General features: G+C 50.2%; 34 protein-coding genes. 1 reads left to right on the top strand and 33 read right to left on the bottom strand.

All coding sequences use genetic code 11. From position 1 onward, the window contains the following. Positions 1–27: 27 nt before the first annotated feature. From zntR to rpsJ, 30 genes are all read right to left on the bottom strand, one after another. On the bottom strand, positions 28–453 hold the full coding sequence (zntR, locus tag OGY83_RS11540) for a Zn(2+)-responsive transcriptional regulator (protein WP_191213830.1): 426 nt from the start codon (positions 451–453) through the stop codon (positions 28–30). Positions 454–463: 10 nt separating this feature from the next. Continuing rightward, positions 464–832 carry a DnaJ family domain-containing protein gene (locus OGY83_RS11535; protein WP_191213829.1) on the bottom strand — a complete coding sequence of 123 codons (369 nt, stop codon included), beginning with the start codon at positions 830–832 and terminating at the stop codon, positions 464–466. A 107-nt stretch (positions 833–939) separates the two neighbouring features. Continuing rightward, complete coding sequence (gene rplQ, locus OGY83_RS11530) at positions 940–1,323, bottom strand: 50S ribosomal protein L17 (protein ID WP_001216370.1); 384 nt, start codon at positions 1,321–1,323, stop codon at positions 940–942. A gap of 40 nt (positions 1,324–1,363) precedes the next feature. After that, positions 1,364–2,353: a DNA-directed RNA polymerase subunit alpha gene (locus OGY83_RS11525; RefSeq protein WP_003031139.1), complete on the bottom strand. Its 990-nt coding sequence runs from the start codon at positions 2,351–2,353 to the stop codon at positions 1,364–1,366. Positions 2,354–2,378: 25 nt separating this feature from the next. Continuing rightward, positions 2,379–2,999 carry a 30S ribosomal protein S4 gene (rpsD, locus tag OGY83_RS11520; protein ID WP_003031138.1) on the bottom strand — a complete coding sequence of 207 codons (621 nt, stop codon included), beginning with the start codon at positions 2,997–2,999 and terminating at the stop codon, positions 2,379–2,381. A 33-nt stretch (positions 3,000–3,032) separates the two neighbouring features. Beyond that, positions 3,033–3,422 (bottom strand): 30S ribosomal protein S11, encoded by a 390-nt coding sequence (rpsK, locus tag OGY83_RS11515; protein WP_003031137.1) that lies wholly within the window; start codon positions 3,420–3,422, stop codon positions 3,033–3,035. Between the two features lie 16 nt (positions 3,423–3,438). Continuing rightward, on the bottom strand, positions 3,439–3,795 hold the full coding sequence (gene rpsM, locus OGY83_RS11510; protein ID WP_003031135.1) for a 30S ribosomal protein S13: 357 nt from the start codon (positions 3,793–3,795) through the stop codon (positions 3,439–3,441). Between the two features lie 146 nt (positions 3,796–3,941). Further along, positions 3,942–4,058, bottom strand: coding sequence for a 50S ribosomal protein L36 (gene rpmJ, locus OGY83_RS11505; protein ID WP_000868187.1), 117 nt, complete (start codon positions 4,056–4,058; stop codon positions 3,942–3,944). Between the two features lie 30 nt (positions 4,059–4,088). Then, positions 4,089–5,420 (bottom strand): preprotein translocase subunit SecY, encoded by a 1,332-nt coding sequence (gene secY, locus OGY83_RS11500; protein WP_001118864.1) that lies wholly within the window; start codon positions 5,418–5,420, stop codon positions 4,089–4,091. Between the two features lie 7 nt (positions 5,421–5,427). Further along, positions 5,428–5,862 carry a 50S ribosomal protein L15 gene (rplO, locus tag OGY83_RS11495; RefSeq protein WP_003031132.1) on the bottom strand — a complete coding sequence of 145 codons (435 nt, stop codon included), beginning with the start codon at positions 5,860–5,862 and terminating at the stop codon, positions 5,428–5,430. A 3-nt stretch (positions 5,863–5,865) separates the two neighbouring features. Next, positions 5,866–6,045 (bottom strand): 50S ribosomal protein L30, encoded by a 180-nt coding sequence (gene rpmD, locus OGY83_RS11490; RefSeq protein ID WP_001140434.1) that lies wholly within the window; start codon positions 6,043–6,045, stop codon positions 5,866–5,868. A 3-nt stretch (positions 6,046–6,048) separates the two neighbouring features. Then, the gene (gene rpsE / locus OGY83_RS11485) at positions 6,049–6,552 is read right to left on the bottom strand and encodes a 30S ribosomal protein S5 (protein WP_003031131.1); all 504 of its coding nucleotides are present in this window, start codon (positions 6,550–6,552) and stop codon (positions 6,049–6,051) included. A 14-nt stretch (positions 6,553–6,566) separates the two neighbouring features. Continuing rightward, entirely contained in the window at positions 6,567–6,920 is a 354-nt protein-coding gene (gene rplR / locus OGY83_RS11480) for a 50S ribosomal protein L18 (RefSeq protein WP_000358960.1), read from the bottom strand. Positions 6,921–6,929: 9 nt separating this feature from the next. Beyond that, complete coding sequence (gene rplF / locus OGY83_RS11475) at positions 6,930–7,463, bottom strand: 50S ribosomal protein L6 (protein WP_003031129.1); 534 nt, start codon at positions 7,461–7,463, stop codon at positions 6,930–6,932. A 12-nt stretch (positions 7,464–7,475) separates the two neighbouring features. Beyond that, the gene (rpsH, locus tag OGY83_RS11470) at positions 7,476–7,868 is read right to left on the bottom strand and encodes a 30S ribosomal protein S8 (RefSeq protein ID WP_003031127.1); all 393 of its coding nucleotides are present in this window, start codon (positions 7,866–7,868) and stop codon (positions 7,476–7,478) included. A gap of 30 nt (positions 7,869–7,898) precedes the next feature. Then, positions 7,899–8,204: a 30S ribosomal protein S14 gene (rpsN, locus tag OGY83_RS11465; RefSeq protein ID WP_003031125.1), complete on the bottom strand. Its 306-nt coding sequence runs from the start codon at positions 8,202–8,204 to the stop codon at positions 7,899–7,901. A gap of 14 nt (positions 8,205–8,218) precedes the next feature. Beyond that, positions 8,219–8,758: a 50S ribosomal protein L5 gene (gene rplE / locus OGY83_RS11460; RefSeq protein WP_003031123.1), complete on the bottom strand. Its 540-nt coding sequence runs from the start codon at positions 8,756–8,758 to the stop codon at positions 8,219–8,221. 14 nt (positions 8,759–8,772) lie between these two features. Further along, positions 8,773–9,087 carry a 50S ribosomal protein L24 gene (gene rplX / locus OGY83_RS11455; protein ID WP_003031122.1) on the bottom strand — a complete coding sequence of 105 codons (315 nt, stop codon included), beginning with the start codon at positions 9,085–9,087 and terminating at the stop codon, positions 8,773–8,775. A gap of 10 nt (positions 9,088–9,097) precedes the next feature. Further along, positions 9,098–9,469 carry a 50S ribosomal protein L14 gene (gene rplN, locus OGY83_RS11450; protein ID WP_000613954.1) on the bottom strand — a complete coding sequence of 124 codons (372 nt, stop codon included), beginning with the start codon at positions 9,467–9,469 and terminating at the stop codon, positions 9,098–9,100. Positions 9,470–9,632: 163 nt separating this feature from the next. Then, positions 9,633–9,887 carry a 30S ribosomal protein S17 gene (gene rpsQ, locus OGY83_RS11445; protein WP_003031120.1) on the bottom strand — a complete coding sequence of 85 codons (255 nt, stop codon included), beginning with the start codon at positions 9,885–9,887 and terminating at the stop codon, positions 9,633–9,635. After that, complete coding sequence (gene rpmC, locus OGY83_RS11440) at positions 9,887–10,078, bottom strand: 50S ribosomal protein L29 (protein WP_000644742.1); 192 nt, start codon at positions 10,076–10,078, stop codon at positions 9,887–9,889. The genes rpsQ and rpmC overlap by 1 nt, the downstream gene beginning before the upstream one ends. After that, positions 10,078–10,488 carry a 50S ribosomal protein L16 gene (rplP, locus tag OGY83_RS11435; RefSeq protein ID WP_000941208.1) on the bottom strand — a complete coding sequence of 137 codons (411 nt, stop codon included), beginning with the start codon at positions 10,486–10,488 and terminating at the stop codon, positions 10,078–10,080. Before rplP ends, rpmC begins: the two co-directional genes overlap by 1 nt. Positions 10,489–10,500: 12 nt before the next feature. Continuing rightward, entirely contained in the window at positions 10,501–11,202 is a 702-nt protein-coding gene (rpsC, locus tag OGY83_RS11430) for a 30S ribosomal protein S3 (protein WP_000529945.1), read from the bottom strand. A 17-nt stretch (positions 11,203–11,219) separates the two neighbouring features. Next, a complete protein-coding gene (gene rplV, locus OGY83_RS11425) occupies positions 11,220–11,552 on the bottom strand; it encodes a 50S ribosomal protein L22 (protein ID WP_000448832.1) in 333 nt (110 codons plus the stop codon). Between the two features lie 14 nt (positions 11,553–11,566). Continuing rightward, complete coding sequence (rpsS, locus tag OGY83_RS11420) at positions 11,567–11,845, bottom strand: 30S ribosomal protein S19 (RefSeq protein WP_001138115.1); 279 nt, start codon at positions 11,843–11,845, stop codon at positions 11,567–11,569. Positions 11,846–11,861: 16 nt separating this feature from the next. Further along, the gene (gene rplB / locus OGY83_RS11415) at positions 11,862–12,683 is read right to left on the bottom strand and encodes a 50S ribosomal protein L2 (RefSeq protein WP_000301869.1); all 822 of its coding nucleotides are present in this window, start codon (positions 12,681–12,683) and stop codon (positions 11,862–11,864) included. Positions 12,684–12,700: 17 nt separating this feature from the next. Next, positions 12,701–13,003, bottom strand: coding sequence for a 50S ribosomal protein L23 (rplW, locus tag OGY83_RS11410; protein WP_000617546.1), 303 nt, complete (start codon positions 13,001–13,003; stop codon positions 12,701–12,703). Continuing rightward, positions 13,000–13,605, bottom strand: a complete 606-nt coding sequence (rplD, locus tag OGY83_RS11405; protein ID WP_003031119.1) for a 50S ribosomal protein L4 — start codon at positions 13,603–13,605, stop codon at positions 13,000–13,002. The genes rplW and rplD overlap by 4 nt, the downstream gene beginning before the upstream one ends. Positions 13,606–13,615: 10 nt before the next feature. After that, on the bottom strand, positions 13,616–14,245 hold the full coding sequence (gene rplC, locus OGY83_RS11400) for a 50S ribosomal protein L3 (RefSeq protein WP_003031117.1): 630 nt from the start codon (positions 14,243–14,245) through the stop codon (positions 13,616–13,618). Positions 14,246–14,277: 32 nt separating this feature from the next. After that, complete coding sequence (gene rpsJ / locus OGY83_RS11395) at positions 14,278–14,589, bottom strand: 30S ribosomal protein S10 (RefSeq protein WP_001181005.1); 312 nt, start codon at positions 14,587–14,589, stop codon at positions 14,278–14,280. Positions 14,590–14,968: 379 nt separating this feature from the next. Between rpsJ and OGY83_RS11390 the strand changes: the two genes are divergently transcribed. Next, a complete protein-coding gene (locus OGY83_RS11390; protein WP_286635925.1) occupies positions 14,969–15,436 on the top strand; it encodes a prepilin peptidase in 468 nt (155 codons plus the stop codon). On the opposite strand, the gene bfr is transcribed toward OGY83_RS11390, so the two are convergent. From bfr to tuf, 3 genes are all read right to left on the bottom strand, one after another. Further along, on the bottom strand, positions 15,433–15,909 hold the full coding sequence (gene bfr / locus OGY83_RS11385; RefSeq protein WP_003031113.1) for a bacterioferritin: 477 nt from the start codon (positions 15,907–15,909) through the stop codon (positions 15,433–15,435). The two genes, OGY83_RS11390 and bfr, sit on opposite strands and share 4 nt — an antisense overlap. Before the next feature lie 71 nt (positions 15,910–15,980). Further along, complete coding sequence (bfd, locus tag OGY83_RS11380) at positions 15,981–16,175, bottom strand: bacterioferritin-associated ferredoxin (protein ID WP_003031111.1); 195 nt, start codon at positions 16,173–16,175, stop codon at positions 15,981–15,983. Positions 16,176–16,360: 185 nt separating this feature from the next. Continuing rightward, positions 16,361–17,320 (bottom strand): elongation factor Tu (gene tuf, locus OGY83_RS11375; RefSeq protein WP_286635924.1); only part of this gene is annotated, 960 nt, incomplete at its 5' end.

Here is a 17,320-nt window from a genome sequence, read left to right as displayed (position 1 = left end):
CGAGTGTAGACCTGACAGTTCAAGAAATCAACAGCCTGGTGTTGTTCCACTGGCGCCTTGCTCAAGAGCTTCAAGAATAGAGCAATACACGCTGCTGTGTGCCTTGCCGCAACATGCATCATTCAATCGCTGCAGAGACCGTTGCATCGTCTGAAGTTCGGCAATACGGGCTTCGACTTCTTGCAGTCTTTCCTGGACGATCCCTTTTGATTCCTGACAGGTATGGTGTTCGGGATCAACACGGATCGAAAGCAATTCGCGGATCGACTCCAGAGTGAAACCAAGCTGCCGGGCATAACGAATAAACTTCAGGCGCTGAAGATCGCTTTCTGTATAGAGGCGAAATCCGCCTTCAGTACGCACTTCATGCTCCATCATCTGCTGCTTTTCATAGTAGCGGATAGTATCTGGCGTCACATCAGCCAGTTTCGCTATTTCACCAATTCGGTACATGCTCTCTCCGCTATTCATCGTTGATCTTTTTTAGCAGCTTATCTGCGTAGTCACCGCGCAAAAACTCAGTGCTGAGTCCTGCCTGCCGAAGTTTAAGTTCCAGTAGAGATAGTCTTCGGCTCACCTCCGGATAACTGGGATCATCTTTGCGGATCCCCGCGAGTATTTCAAGCAACTGTATTGCCTCTCTGCGCTGCTCGAGCTCAGGAGGAAGGCAGCCTGCATTTTTTAATAAACGGTATCCGGCTCGGAGTTCAAGCGGGACATGGGAGTCATCGTCAAGAGTCAGCGGTTCGCCCGTTCCCGGTAAATCATCAAACTCGCCTTTAGACTGTGCATCAATAATATGGCGCTCTGCCCACTGGTCCAGTAACCACATACAACACTCCAGGGGATGAACAAAAAGAATACAGATATTGTAGATAAGTGGGGATATGACGGATATAAAAAAACCCGCCGAGGCGGGTTTTTTTACGTTACTACAGATTACTCTGCAGCAGCTTCTGTTTTCTCTGAACGATCAACCAGCTCGATGTATGCCATCGGCGCATTGTCGCCTGCACGGAAGCCACACTTCAGAATGCGAGTGTAACCACCGGCGCGGCTCGCGAAACGCGGGCCCAGTTCGTTAAACAGTTTTGCCACGATCTCGTTATCACGAGTACGGGCGAATGCCAGACGACGATTAGCTACGCTATCAGTCTTGGCAAGAGTAATCAGCGGCTCAACTACGCGACGCAGCTCTTTCGCTTTCGGCAGAGTCGTCTTGATGATTTCATGACGAACCAGTGAACCTGCCATATTGCGGAACATAGCCTGGCGATGGCTGCTGTTGCGGTTCAGTTGACGACCACTCTTACGATGGCGCATGACCTTATCCTTCTCAGTAAAACCTTAACCTGTGATCCGGTTACTCGTCAGCGATGCTTGCCGGTGGCCAGTTTTCCAGGCGCATGCCCAGAGACAGTCCACGGGAAGCCAGCACGTCTTTAATCTCGGTAAGAGATTTTTTACCAAGGTTAGGCGTCTTAAGAAGCTCAACCTCAGTACGCTGTACCAGATCACCGATATAGTGGATAGCTTCTGCTTTGAGGCAGTTAGCAGAGCGGACAGTCAATTCCAGATCGTCAACAGGGCGCAGCAGGATCGGATCGAATTCTGGTTTCTCTTCTTTAACTTCCGGCTGACGTACATCACGTAAATCAACGAAAGCTTCCAGTTGTTCAGCCAGAATGGTTGCCGCACGACGAATCGCCTCTTCAGGATCGATTGTGCCGTTGGTTTCCATTTCGATGACCAGCTTGTCCAGGTCGGTACGCTGTTCTACACGCGCTGCTTCAACATTGTAGGCAATACGCTCTACAGGGCTGTAGCATGCGTCGACCAGCAGACGGCCGATTGGGCGCTCATCTTCTTCCGAATGAATTCGGGTAGAAGCCGGCACATAACCACGACCGCGCTGAACTTTGATACGCATGCTAATAGATGCATTCTCATCGGTCAGGTGGCAGATCACGTGCTGTGGCTTGACGATTTCGACATCACCATCATGGGTAATGTCGGCTGCAGTCACAGGGCCAATGCCAGATTTATTCAAGGTAAGAATAACATCATCTTTACCCTGAACTCTCACCGCCAGCCCTTTCAGGTTGAGCAGGATTTCCAGGATATCTTCCTGAACGCCTTCTTTGGTGCTGTACTCATGTAGTACACCATCAATCTCAACCTCGGTCACCGCGCAACCCGGCATCGATGAGAGCAGAATACGGCGCAGTGCGTTACCCAAAGTATGGCCAAAGCCACGCTCTAAAGGCTCAAGGGTCACCTTGGCGTGCGTCGAACTCACTTGCTCGATATCTACCAGGCGCGGTTTTAGAAACTCTGTCACAGAACCCTGCATTGTGTCCTCTCTTTGGTACTAAGCTTTACTTGGAGTAAAGCTCGACGATCAGGTGTTCGTTAATGTCCGCAGACAGATCAGAACGCTCCGGCTTACGCTTGAACGTACCTTCCATCTTGCCAGCATCAACTTCCAGCCAGGTTGGCTTTTCACGCTGCTCAGCCAGCTCCAGAGCGGCTTTCACGCGAGACTGCTTCTTCGCTTTCTCACGAATGCTAACAACGTCATTCGGACTAACCTGATAAGAAGCGATGTTAACAACACGACCGTTTACCATAATTGCTTTATGGCTGACCAGCTGACGTGCTTCTGCACGAGTGGCACCGAAGCCCATACGGTATACAACGTTGTCCAGACGACCTTCCAGCAGACCCAACAGGTTTTCACCGGTGTTGCCTTTCAGACGTGCTGCTTCTTTGTAGTAGTTACGGAACTGACGCTCCAGCACACCGTAGATACGGCGAACTTTTTGCTTTTCACGCAACTGCACACCATAGTCAGACAGACGCGGTTTACGCGCACCGTGCTGGCCAGGAGCTTGTTCAATTTTACACTTGGTATCGATCGCGCGAACGCCAGACTTAAGGAATAAGTCAGTGCCCTCACGACGGCTCAGCTTGAGCTTAGGACCCAAATATCTTGCCATTTTCTTTCTCCAACAATCCTAGAAACGACAGCGTTATACGCGACGTTTTTTCGGCGGACGACAACCGTTATGAGGGATCGGAGTCACATCAGTAATATTAGTGATGCGGAAACCAGCGGCGTTCAGAGCACGAACAGTAGATTCGCGACCTGGACCCGGTCCTTTGACCATAACTTCCAGATTCTTGATACCGTATTCTTTTACGGCTTCAGCGCAACGCTCTGCTGCAACCTGAGCTGCAAACGGAGTGGATTTGCGAGAACCACGGAAACCGGAACCACCGGCTGTTGCCCAACCCAGTGCGTTACCCTGACGATCAGTAATGGTAACGATGGTGTTGTTAAAAGAAGCATGGATATGAGCCACGCCGTCAGAGACTTGTTTTCTTACACGTTTACGTGCACGAATTGGTGCCTTTGCCATTATTCAATCACCCCGATTATTTCTTGATCGGTTTGCGCGGACCCTTACGGGTACGTGCGTTGGTCTTGGTACGCTGACCGCGAACCGGGAGACCACGACGATGACGCAAACCGCGATAGCAACCAAGGTCCATAAGGCGCTTGATGCTCATGCTAACTTCACGGCGCAGATCACCTTCAACGACAAATTTGGCAACTTCGTCACGCAGCGTGTCGATTTGTTCTTCAGACAGCTCACTGATCTTAACATCTTCAGCGATACCCGCGGCAGCCAGAATGGCTTTAGAACGGGTCTTGCCGACGCCGTAGATCGAAGTTAATGCGATCACAGCATGTTTCTGATCAGGAATGTTAATGCCTGCTATACGGGCCACTATGCACTCCTACTATTTAATATGTACGCACCATGCTGAAAAGCCCGTTTTCAGGATACTCAAATGGAAACGCACAGACATACAAAAGATTGGCTGGCTAATCTAGCCAGCTCAACCCAACTTTGCAAGAAAAATATGCGAATAAATCAGCCTTGGCGCTGTTTATGCTTCGGCTCGGCACTGCAAATCACACGGATGACACCATCACGCTTAACGATTTTGCAGTTACGGCATAATTTCTTGACGGAAGCACGAACTTTCATTTTTACTCTCCGTAACTTCTCGGGCGACTGTTAACGGCCGTAGCCTTTCAGATTCGCCTTCTTCAATGCAGACTCGTACTGACTTGACATCATCAGAGTTTGCACTTGAGCCATAAAGTCCATAATCACGACAACAACGATAAGCAGTGAGGTCCCACCGAAGTAGAACGGTACTTTCATTGCATCACGCATGAACTCCGGGATCAGGCAGATAAAGGTAATGTAGAGCGCACCAACCAAAGTCAGGCGGGTCATTACTTTATCGATATACTTCGCCGTTTGCTCTCCCGGACGAATTCCTGGTACAAATGCACCGGACTTCTTCAGGTTATCTGCTGTTTCACGCGGGTTGAAAACCAACGCCGTGTAGAAGAAACAGAAGAATATGATTGCAGACGCATAGAGTAACACATAAAGCGGTTGCCCAGGCTGCAAATACAGCGAAATTGTTGTCAGCCAGTTCCAACCAGTCCCGCCCCCGAACCATGACGCGATGGTCGCCGGGAACAGAATAATACTGGAAGCGAAGATTGCCGGGATTACCCCCGCCATATTCACTTTCAGCGGTAAATGTGTGCTCTGTGCAGCATAGACACGACGACCTTGCTGACGTTTCGCGTAGTTTACCACAATGCGGCGTTGACCACGTTCAACAAATACAACAAAGAACGTCACTGCGAATACTAATACTGCAACCAACAGCAACACGAGGAAGTGCAGGTCGCCTTGACGCGCTTGCTCGATAGTATGGGCAATGGCTGGCGGGAGTCCCGCGACAATACCGGCGAAGATAATGATTGAGATACCGTTGCCGATACCACGTTCAGTAATCTGTTCGCCCAACCACATCAGGAACATCGTCCCTGTAACCAGACTTACAACAGCGGTGAAATAGAATGCAAAGCCTGGGTTCATCACTAGGCCCTGCATACCAGGCATATTCGGCAGACCGGTAGCAATACCGATCGACTGGAATATTGCCAGCACCAGAGTACCGTAGCGGGTGTACTGGCTGATCTTACGACGACCAGACTCCCCTTCTTTCTTAATTTCTGCCAGCGTTGGATGAACCACCGTCAGCAGCTGGATAATGATCGACGCCGAAATATACGGCATGATCCCCAGAGCAAAGATAGAAGCACGGCTGAGAGCACCACCAGAGAACATGTTAAACATTTCAATGATGGTGCCTCGCTGTTGCTCAAGCAGTTTGGCAAGTACAGCGGCATCAATACCAGGGATCGGAATGAAAGAGCCAATACGGAACACAATCAGCGCGCCGATTACAAACAGCAGTCTGCGTTTCAGCTCGCCTAAGCCACCTTTGGCACTTTGAAAATCTAATCCCGGTTGTTTAGCCATCTGCTACTTATTCCTCGATTTTACCGCCAGCAGCTTCGATAGCAGCACGAGCGCCTTTAGTAACACGCAGGCCACGAACAGTTACCGGAGTAGTGACTTCACCAGCCAGGATCACTTTCGCGAACTCGATCTGGATACCGATAATGTTAGCTGCTTTCAGCGTGTTCAGGTCTACAACACCGCCTTCAACTTTAGCCAGGTCAGACAGACGAACTTCGGCTGTAATCGCTGCTTTACGTGAAGTGAAGCCGAATTTTGGCAGACGACGGTACAGAGGCATCTGACCACCCTCGAAACCGCGACGTACGCCACCGCCAGAACGAGACTTCTGACCTTTGTGACCACGACCACCGGTTTTACCGAGGCCAGAACCGATACCACGACCCAGACGGCGAGCCGCTTTTTTAGAGCCTTCGGCCGGAGACAGAGTATTTAAACGCATCTCTTACTCCTCAACTTTAACCATGAAGGAAACCGCGTTGACCATACCACGAACAGCAGGAGTATCCTCGCGCTCTACGGTGTGACCAATACGACGCAGACCCAGGCCAAGCAGCGTTGCCTTGTGTTTCGGCAGACGACCGATTGCACTGCGGGTTTGAGTAATTTTAATAGTCTTTGCCATGGTTTATTTCCCCAGAATTTCTTCAACGGATTTACCACGCTTGGCAGCGACCATTTCCGGAGATTTCATATTTTCCAGACCATCGATAGTTGCACGAACCACGTTAATCGGGTTAGTGGAACCATACGCTTTAGCCAGAACGTTACGAACTCCAGCGACTTCCAGAACGGCGCGCATTGCACCACCGGCGATGATACCGGTACCTTCGGAAGCCGGCTGCATGAATACACGAGAACCCGTGTGAGTACCCTTAACCGGGTGCTGCAGGGTGCCGTGGTTCAGCGCGACGTTAATCATATTGCGACGGGCTTTTTCCATCGCTTTCTGGATCGCTGCTGGAACTTCACGCGCTTTACCGTAACCAAAACCAACGCGACCGTTACCATCACCAACTACAGTCAGAGCTGTGAAGGAGAAAATACGACCACCTTTAACGGTTTTAGATACGCGGTTAACCGCGATCAGCTTTTCCTGCAGTTCGCCAGCTTGTTTTTCGATGTGAGCCATCTTACACCTCTACCTTAGAACTGAAGGCCAGCTTCACGGGCAGCATCTGCCAGTGCCTGGACACGACCATGATATTGGAACCCGGAACGGTCAAAAGAAACATCTTTGATGCCTTTTTCCAGAGCGCGTTCAGCAACAGCTTTACCTACAGCTGCAGCAGCGTCTTTGTTACCGGTGTACTTCAATTGTTCAGCGATAGCTTTTTCTACAGTAGAAGCAGCTACCAGAACTTCAGAACCGTTCGGTGCAATTACCTGTGCGTAAATATGACGCGGGGTACGATGTACCACCAGGCGAGTTGCACCCAGCTCCTGGAGCTTGCGGCGTGCGCGGGTCGCACGACGGATACGAGCAGATTTCTTATCCATAGTGTTACCTTACTTCTTCTTAGCCTCTTTGGTACGCACGACTTCGTCGGCGTAACGAACACCCTTGCCTTTATAAGGCTCAGGACGACGGTAGGCGCGCAGATCTGCTGCAACCTGACCGATCAGCTGTTTATCAGCGCCTTTCAGCACGATTTCAGTCTGAGACGGACATTCTGCAGTGATTCCCGCAGGCAGCTGATGGTCAACTGGGTGAGAGAAACCTAAAGCCAGGTTTACTACATTCCCTTTAACCGCTGCACGATAACCTACACCAACCAGCTGAAGCTTCTTAGTGAAGCCTTCGGTAACACCGACAACCATTGCATTCAGCAGGGCACGCGCGGTACCAGCCTGAGCCCATCCATCTGCGTAACCATCACGCGGACCGAAGGTCAGTGCATTATCTGCATGATTTACTGCAACAGCATCGTTGAGAGTACGAGTCAGCTCGCCGTTTTTACCTTTGATCGTAATAACCTGACCGTTGATTTTTACATCAACGCCGGCAGGAATAACGACCGGTGCTTTAGCAACACGAGACATTTTTTCCTCCGATTAGGCTACGTAGCAGATAATTTCGCCACCAAGACCAGCCTGGCGCGCTGCACGATCAGTCATAACACCTTTAGAGGTAGAAACAACTGCGATACCCATGCCAGCCATAACTTTCGGCAGCTCGTCTTTACGCTTATAAATGCGCAGACCTGGGCGACTGACACGCTGAATGCTTTCTACAACAGCTTTACCCTGGAAATACTTGAGAGTAAGTTCCAGTTCCGGCTTGGTGTCGCCTTCAACTTTAAAATCTTCAATAAAACCTTCTTCCTTCAGCACGTTGGCAATTGCCACTTTCAGCTTGGAGGAAGGCATGGTGACCGCAGCTTTATTCGCGGCCTGACCGTTACGGATACGGGTCAGCATATCCGCGATCGGATCTTGCATGCTCATCTGTCTTTACTCCCGTGATTCAATTGGTAATTACCAGCTAGCCTTTTTCAAGCCTGGTACTTCACCGCGCATGGCGGCTTCACGCAGTTTGATACGGCTCAACCCGAACTTGCCCACATAGCCATGCGGACGACCTGTTTGACGGCAGCGGTTACGCTGACGGGACGGGCTGGAATCACGCGGCAGAGACTGCAGCTTGAGAACTGCGTTCCAACGATCTTCGTCGGTCGCGTTCACATCAGAGATAATAGCTTTCAGTTCAGCGCGTTTTGCGAAGTACTTATCAGCTAAAGCTACGCGCTTTACTTCGCGTGCTTTCATTGATTGCTTAGCCATTCAGTAACCCTACCTTACTTGCGGAACGGGAAGTCAAAGGCAGCCAGCAGAGCACGGCCTTCTTCGTCAGATTTCGCAGTAGTGGTAATGGTAATATCCAAACCACGCACGCGGTCGACTTTATCGTAGTCGATTTCTGGGAAGATGATCTGCTCACGGACACCCATGCTGTAGTTACCACGACCGTCGAAAGACTTAGCGGACAAGCCACGGAAGTCACGGATACGTGGAACAGCAATAGTGATCAGGCGCTCAAAGAACTCCCACATGCGTTCGCCACGCAGAGTTACTTTACAGCCGATCGGATAGCCCTGACGGATTTTGAAGCCTGCAACTGATTTGCGTGCTTTGGTGATCAGCGGTTTTTGACCGGAGATTGCTGTCAGGTCAGCTGCTGCGTTATCCAGCAGTTTCTTGTCAGCGATCGCTTCACCAACACCCATGTTCAGGGTGATCTTCTCGACCCGAGGGACTTGCATGACAGAATTGTAGTTAAACTCAGTCATGAGTTTAGCGACTACTTCGTCTTTGTAGTAATCATGCAGTTTCGCCATCGTACTACTCCAAATTACTTGATAGTTTCGCTGTTAGATTTGAAGAAACGGACTTTTTTGCCGTCTTCGAATCTAAAGCCTACACGGTCAGCCTTGCCGGTTGCCGCGTTGAAGATAGCAAGGTTAGAGATCTGAATAGCTGCTTCTTTCTCTACAATGCCGCCTGGTTGGTTCAGGGCCGGAACCGGCTTCTGATGTTTCTTAACCAGGTTGATACCTTCAACAATGACCTTGCCGGAAGACAGGACATTCTTAACTTTACCGCGTTTACCTTTATCTTTACCGGTTAACACGATAACTTCGTCATCACGACGGATCTTCGCTGCCATGATTCGCTCCTTAGAGTACTTCTGGTGCCAGAGAGATAATTTTCATGAACTTCTCGTTACGAAGTTCACGAGTTACCGGCCCAAAAATACGCGTACCGATAGGTTGCTCGCTGTTATTGTTTAAAATAACGCATGCATTACCATCGAAGCGAATGACAGAACCGTCCGGGCGACGAACACCCTTCTTGGTGCGCACCACTACCGCCTTCAGCACATCACCTTTTTTGACCTTACCACGCGGAATTGCTTCCTTGATGGTGATCTTGATGATATCGCCGACGCCTGCGTAGCGACGGTGCGAGCCACCCAGAACCTTGATACACATTACGCGACGTGCACCGGAGTTGTCGGCGACGTTCAGCATAGTCTGTTCTTGGATCATTTTAGTGCTCCGCTAATGTCAACTACTACTGAGACCCGAAAATCAGGTCGTTAAAAAAGCCCCATATCGGGGGCGCGGCATTATAACACCGCTTCAACGATATGGGTAGAAAAAATAAACGGCTCATCGCTGAGCCGTTTATTCGTTGAGAATGCCTACTGTATTACAGAACGGCTTTCTCTACAACGCGAACCAGCGTCCAGGACTTAGTCTTGGACAGCGGACGGCATTCGCGGATTTCAACCACGTCACCAGTACCGCATTCGTTGTTCTCGTCATGTACGTGCAGTTTGGTCGTACGCTTAATGAATTTACCGTAGATCGGGTGTTTCACAAAACGTTCGATAGCAACAACGATGGATTTCTCCATTTTATCGCTAACAACGCGACCTTGCAGAGTACGGATTTTATCGGTCATTACGCACCCGCCTTCTCAGTCAGTAAAGTCTTAACGCGTGCGACGTCACGACGCACTTGCTTCAACAGGTGAGACTGTTGCAGCTGGCCACTTGCAGCCTGCATACGCAGGTTGAACTGCTCACGCAGCAGATTCAGCAGCTCGGTGTTCAGCTCTTCAACACTCTTCTCACGCAGCTCTTTTGCTTTCATTACATCACCGTCTTAGTTACAAAGGTGGTTTTAATCGGCAGTTTCGCTGCTGCCAGCTTGAATGCTTCACGGGCCAGCTCTTCCGGTACGCCGTCCATTTCATACAGGACTTTACCCGGCTGAATCAAGGCAACCCAATACTCCACGTTACCTTTACCTTTACCCATACGCACTGCCAGCGGCTTTTCAGTGATCGGTTTGTCCGGGAATACACGGATCCAGATCTTACCTTGACGCTTAACTGCACGGGTCATAGCACGACGTGCTGCTTCGATCTGACGGGCAGTCAGACGACCACGGCCAACAGCTTTCAGACCGAAGCTGCCGAAGCTAACATCCGCGCCAGCAGCCAGACCGCGGTTACGGCCTTTGTGCATTTTACGGAATTTTGTACGCTTTGGTTGTAACATCAGCGACGCTCCTTATTTACGGCCTTTACGCTGCTGCTTTTTAGGTTGCGCAGCCGGTTTTTCCGGTTGTTCAACAGCAGCCATACCACCCAGGATCTCGCCTTTGAAGATCCACACTTTAACGCCGATTACACCGTAAGTGGTGTGCGCTTCAGAGGTGTTGTAGTCGATGTCAGCACGCAGAGTGTGCAGAGGTACGCGACCTTCGCGGTACCATTCGGTACGTGCGATTTCCGCGCCGCCCAGACGGCCGCTAACTTCAACTTTGATACCTTTAGCGCCCAGACGCATTGCGTTCTGTACAGCACGCTTCATAGCACGACGGAACATAACACGACGTTCCAGCTGAGAAGTGATGCTGTCAGCAACCAATTTTGCGTCCAGTTCAGGCTTACGCACTTCGGCGATATTGATCTGAGCAGGAACGCCAGCAATATCCGCTACGACTTTGCGCAGTTTTTCTACGTCTTCGCCTTTCTTACCGATAACGATACCCGGGCGAGCAGTGTGAATGGTCACACGGATGCTCTTAGCCGGACGCTCGATAACGATACGAGATACAGACGCTTTCGCCAGTTCCTTAGTCAGGTACTGACGTACTTTAAAATCGCTGTCCAGGTTGTCAGCGAATTCTTTGGTGTTCGCAAACCAGGTTGAGTTCCATGGTTTTACAATACCCAGGCGAATACCATTAGGATGTACTTTCTGACCCATTGCTAGTCTCCAGAGTCTCAGCGATCGGACACAACCACAGTAATGTGGCTGGTGCGCTTCAGGATGCGATCTGCACGACCTTTTGCACGCGGCATAATGCGCTTCATGCTCGGGCCTTCGTCTACGAAAATTTTCGTAACTTTCAGATCGTCAATGTCAGCGCCATCGTTGTGTTCAGCGTTAGCAATGGCAGATTCCAGGACTTTCTTAACCAGTACAGCCGCTTTCTTATTGGTGTAGGTCAGAATATCCAGAGCCTGCGACACTTTCTTACCGCGAATCAGGTCTGCAACAAGGCGAACCTTCTGAGCAGAAGAACGAGCATGGCGATGTTGAGCTAAAGTTTCCATCTCTTCCTCCTACCTTATTTCTTCTTCGCTTTTTTATCAGCAGCGTGGCCGCGATAAGTACGAGTCGGTGCGAATTCACCCAGTTTGTGACCGACCATTTCGTCGGAAACAAATACCGGAACGTGCTGACGACCATTATGGACAGCGATGGTCAAACCGATCATGTTAGGAAAGATCGTTGAACGACGGGACCAAGTGCGCAGGGGCTTCTTGTCTCCGCTTTCCACCGCTTTCTCTACCTTCTTCAGCAAGTGCAGGTCAATAAAAGGACCTTTCTTGAGAGAACGTGGCATGGCTTATCCTCTAAAATTATTTGCTACGGCGACGTACGATGAATTTATCAGTACGCTTGTTGCTGCGGGTCTTCTTACCTTTGGTCTGAACGCCCCACGGAGTTACCGGGTGCTTACCAAAGTTACGACCTTCACCACCACCATGTGGGTGGTCGACTGGGTTCATCGCAGTACCGCGAACGGTAGGACGAACACCACGCCAGCGTGCAGCACCTGCTTTACCCAGAACGCGCAGCATATGCTCAGCATTGCCAACTTCGCCCAGAGTTGCACGGCAGTCTGCTTCGACTTTACGCATTTCACCAGAACGCAGACGCAGGGTGACATAAGCACCATCACGAGCAACGATCTGAACGTAAGTACCAGCGGAACGTGCCAGCTGACCGCCTTTACCTGGTTTCATTTCTACGTTATGAACGGTAGAACCAACCGGGATATTGCGCATCGGCAGGGTGTTACCTGCTTTGATTGCAGCATCAACGCCAGACTGAATCTGGTCGCCAGCTTTCAGGCCTTTAGGGGCCAGGATGTAACGGCGTTCACCGTCTTTGTACAGAACCAGCGCGATGTTCGCGGAGCGGTTCGGATCGTACTCAAGACGTTCAACAACTGCCGGGATACCGTCTTTGTTGCGTTTGAAGTCAACAATACGATAAGCCTGCTTGTGACCACCACCGATGTGACGAGTGGTGATGCGGCCATTGTTGTTACGACCACCGGATTTGCTGTTTTTTTCAACCAGCGGAGCAAAAGGTTTGCCCTTGTGCAGCTCTGGGTTGACCACTTTAACAACGTGGCGACGACCCGGAGATGTCGGTTTACATTTAACAACTGCCATTGTATTACTCCTCCGACTTACTCAGCGCCGCCGACGAAGTCCAGATTCTGGCCTTCCTTCAGGGTGACGTAAGCTTTTTTCCAGTCGCTACGACGACCGATACGCTGTCCGTGACGTTTAACTTTCCCTTTAACTACCAGGGTGTTAACGACTTCGACTTCGACTTCAAACAGTTTCTGCACAGCAGCTTTGATTTCTGCTTTGGTCGCGTCTTTAGCAACTTTGAGAACGATGGTGTTAGTTTTTTCCATCGCAGTAGACGCTTTTTCAGAAACGTGCGGTGCGCGCAGCACTTTCAGCAGACGTTCTTCACGAATCATGCCAGCATCTCCTCAACTTGCTTAACAGCATCAGCAGTCATTACGACTTTGTCGAAGGCGATCAGGCTAACCGGGTCGATACCAGTTGCATCGCGTACGTCAACCTTGTGCAGGTTGCGCGCAGCCAGGAACAGGTTTTCGTCCAGCTCACCGGTGATGATCAGCACATCTTCCAGAGCCATGTCTTTCAGTTTCTGTGCCAGCAGCTTAGTTTTAGGCGCTTCTACAGAGAATGATTCGACAACGATCAGACGATCCTGACGTACCAGTTCGGACAGAATGCTTTTCAGCGCGCCGCGGTACATCTTTTTGTTAACTTTTTGACTGTGGTCCTGTGGACGAGCAGCGAAGGTCACGCCACCTGAACGCCAGATCGGGCTCTTGATAGAACCTGAACGCGCACGGCCGGTACCTTTCTGGCGCCACGGCTTTTTGCCTGAACCAGTTACTTCAGCACGAGTCTTCTGAGCACGAGTACCCTGACGAGCACCAGCTGCATAAGCAACAACAACCTGGTGAACCAGCGCTTCGTTGAAATCACGACCGAAGGTAGTTTCGGAAACAGTCAGCGCGCTCTGCGCGTCTTTCAATACTAATTCCATTGCTATCCCCTTACGCCTTCACAGCTGGTTTAACGATCAGGTCGCAACCGGTCGCACCCGGAACACCACCTTTAACCAGCAGCAGGTTGCGCTCAGCGTCAACACGTACTACGTCCAGGCTCTGAACGGTTACACGTTCGTTGCCCAGCTGACCTGCCATTTTCTTGCCTTTGAACACTTTGCCCGGAGTCTGGTTCTGACCGATAGAACCCGGAACGCGGTGAGACAAGGAGTTACCGTGAGTAGCGTCCTGGGTACGGAAGTTCCAGCGCTTAACGGTACCAGCGAAACCTTTACCTTTAGAGGTACCGGTTACGTCAACTTTTTTAACGTCAGCAAACAGTTCAACGCTAATGTTCTGACCAACGGTGTATTCTTCACCATCTGCCAGACGGAACTCCCACAGGCCGCGGCCAGCTTCTACGCCAGCTTTAGCAAAGTGACCAGCTTCCGGCTTAGTTACGCGGTTAGCTTTTTTAGCACCGGTGGTAACCTGAACAGCGCGATAGCCATCGTTAGCCAGATCTTTAACCTGAGTAACGCGGTTTGCTTCAACTTCGATAACGGTTACTGGGATAGATACGCCATCTTCAGTGAAGATGCGGGTCATACCCACTTTTTTACCGACTAAACCAATCATTGTATCAACCTCTCAATCGCTCGATGACCTGATTAACCCAGGCTGATCTGCACGTCTACACCGGCAGCCAGGTCCAGACGCATCAGAGCATCAACGGTTTTTTCAGTTGGCTCAACGATGTCAACCAGACGCTTGTGAGTACGGATCTCGTACTGATCACGCGCGTCTTTGTTGACGTGCGGGGAGATCAGAACGGTGAAACGCTCTTTGCGGGTCGGCAGCGGGATCGGACCACGAACCTGCGCACCAGTGCGCTTGGCAGTCTCGACGATTTCCGCGGTTGATTGATCGATCAGACGATGATCAAACGCTTTCAAACGGATACGGATTCTTTGGTTCTGCATGAGACCAGAGCTCCAATTATTTTATAGACGAAATAGTTACTCCTCAAACCCATTACGATTGATGGGAGAGTGTAACCGTTCTTACAGAGTTCCCCGATTGGGAACATTGTCTGGTATTGCTTTCGCAGTACCGGTGGCTCATATCGAACCGCTGTCAATATTAGACAAGCCCGCGCATTATACGTAAATCTCAGTCTTAAGCAAGTGCCGCGTAGAAATTAATCACTTGTTCACAAATGCGGGCCTCCTTCCACTCTGATTGTATGTCCTGTGGTGCAACGCGTTTTCCGTGGAAGAGAGTATCCATAGCCCACATCCCGGACTTGCAGGGGCGCCGGGCTTACCCGAAGGTAAACTCTTTACCAGATAAGGTTTGCCCATGTACATCGACCTCCCCTTTCTGCTGTTTTATGTCTCGCTATCAGGGTTGCTCTTAGTCCATGACCTACGCACCGGGTTGCTGCCCGACAAATTCACCTGCCCTCTTTTGTGGGGCGGTCTTATTTATCATCAGTGCTGCAGACCTGCACAGTTATCCGACGCGCTTTGGGGTGCCGTCGCGGGTTATGGGATATTTGCGTTGTTCTACTGGGGGTATCGTTTGATATGCCGACAGGAAGGATTAGGCTTTGGTGATGTCAAATTTCTTGCCGCCCTAGGCGCATGGCATCGCTGGGAATCATTACCACTGTTGGTTTTACTTGCCGCGGGCATGGCATGTTGTCTCACCGGGATTTCCTGTGTCCGTTACGGGAGACAGGTACTAAAAAACCCGCTGCCTTTTGGGCCATATCTGGCGGCTGCGGGTTTCATTATTGGCTGGATAGATTTGATACAGGGCGTTTAGTCACTGACTTTAATTTGCGATTGCAGATAATTTTGCAAGCCAAGTTTTGCAATCAGGTCCAGCTCGGTTTCGAGCCAGTCAATATGCCCTTCTTCTTCAGTCAGGATCTCAATCATCATATCCCGGCTGACATAGTCATGAACGCTATCGGCATAGGCAATGGCTTCACGCAGATCTTTCGCCCCATCCAACTCGAGTCGAAGATCGGATTGCAGCATCTCTTCAACATCTTCGCCAATACCCAACTTGCCAAGATCCTGCAAGTTTGGGAGCCCTTCTAAGAATAAAATACGCTCGATGTATTTATCAGCGTGTTTCATCTCATCGATAGATTCATGGTACTCAACATCATTGAGGCGAGTCAGTCCCCAGTTTTTAAACATACGAGCATGGAGAAAATACTGGTTGATCGCGACAAGCTCATTTCCCAATAGTTTATTGAGATAATTTATGATTTTAACATCACCTTTCATTTTATAGTCCCTCCGCTTCCACTCTTAGAGCGTAGATGGGGCTACAGGGATGTCAAAAAAAAGAGTGTGACTTAGGCGATCTCTTTAAATTCTGGCATTTGCGTTAATTCATCCTGCATGACTTCGCGAGCAGCACGAATGCACTTACCGCATTGATTTCCAACAGGAATAAATTTACGTAATTGCTGAAAGGATTGAGGATGAAACTGGCGAACAGCCTGACGTATTTTTTTATCACTTATCGCATTACACAAACAAACGTACATGATCGCTCCCGTTCAATTTCTGTGCAAAGTGTAAATGAGAATAGTTATGATTACAATAGCACAATGCTATTTACGCGGCGGGAGAATGAATAAAAAATGCGAATAAATATGACAATCGCTAAATAACAGGCAGCAAAAAGGGCACCGAAGCGCCCTTTTTAAGCTCAAAGCTAATTAATTAATAATTAGCTCATTACTTTAGCAACAACGCCCGCACCAACAGTACGGCCGCCTTCACGGATTGCGAAACGCAGACCGTCGTCCATCGCGATCGGGTGGATCAGGGTAACAACCATTTTGATGTTGTCGCCCGGCATTACCATCTCTACGCCTTCCGGCAGTTCGATGGTACCAGTCACGTCAGTAGTACGGAAGTAGAACTGCGGACGGTAGCCTTTGAAGAACGGAGTATGACGGCCGCCTTCGTCTTTGGACAGAATGTACACTTCAGATTCGAACTTGGTGTGCGGCTTGATAGAGCCCGGCTTAGCCAGTACCTGACCACGTTCGATTTCTTCACGCTTGATACCACGCAGCAGAACACCAACGTTCTCACCAGCACGGCCTTCGTCCAGCAGTTTGCGGAACATTTCAACGCCAGTACAGGTAGACTTAGCAGTCTCTTTGATACCAACGATTTCAACTTCTTCACCAACTTTGATGATACCGCGCTCTACACGACCGGTAACAACGGTACCACGACCGGAGATGGAGAATACGTCTTCGATAGGCAGCAGGAACGGCTTGTCAATCGCACGCTCTGGTTCTGGGATGTAAGAATCCAGGAAGCCAGCCAGTTCGATGATTTTCGCTTCCCACTCTGCTTCGCCTTCCAGCGCTTTCAGAGCAGAACCACGAACGATCGGAGTGTCGTCGCCCGGGAAATCGTACTGAGACAGAAGTTCACGAACTTCCATTTCTACCAGTTCCAGCAGCTCTTCGTCATCAACCATGTCGCATTTGTTCAGGAACACGATGATGTACGGAACGCCTACCTGACGACCCAGCAGGATGTGCTCACGAGTCTGCGGCATCGGGCCGTCAGTCGCAGCAACAACCAGGATCGCGCCGTCCATCTGCGCAGCACCGGTGATCATGTTTTTAACATAGTCGGCGTGGCCCGGGCAGTCTACGTGTGCGTAGTG

The sequence above is a fragment of the Citrobacter sp. Cpo090 genome, from assembly GCF_030332665.1.
Lineage (GTDB): Bacteria > Pseudomonadota > Gammaproteobacteria > Enterobacterales > Enterobacteriaceae > Citrobacter > Citrobacter portucalensis.
The sequence above is the reverse complement of the archived record's forward strand: the minus strand, read 5'-3'. Positions and strand labels throughout refer to the sequence as shown.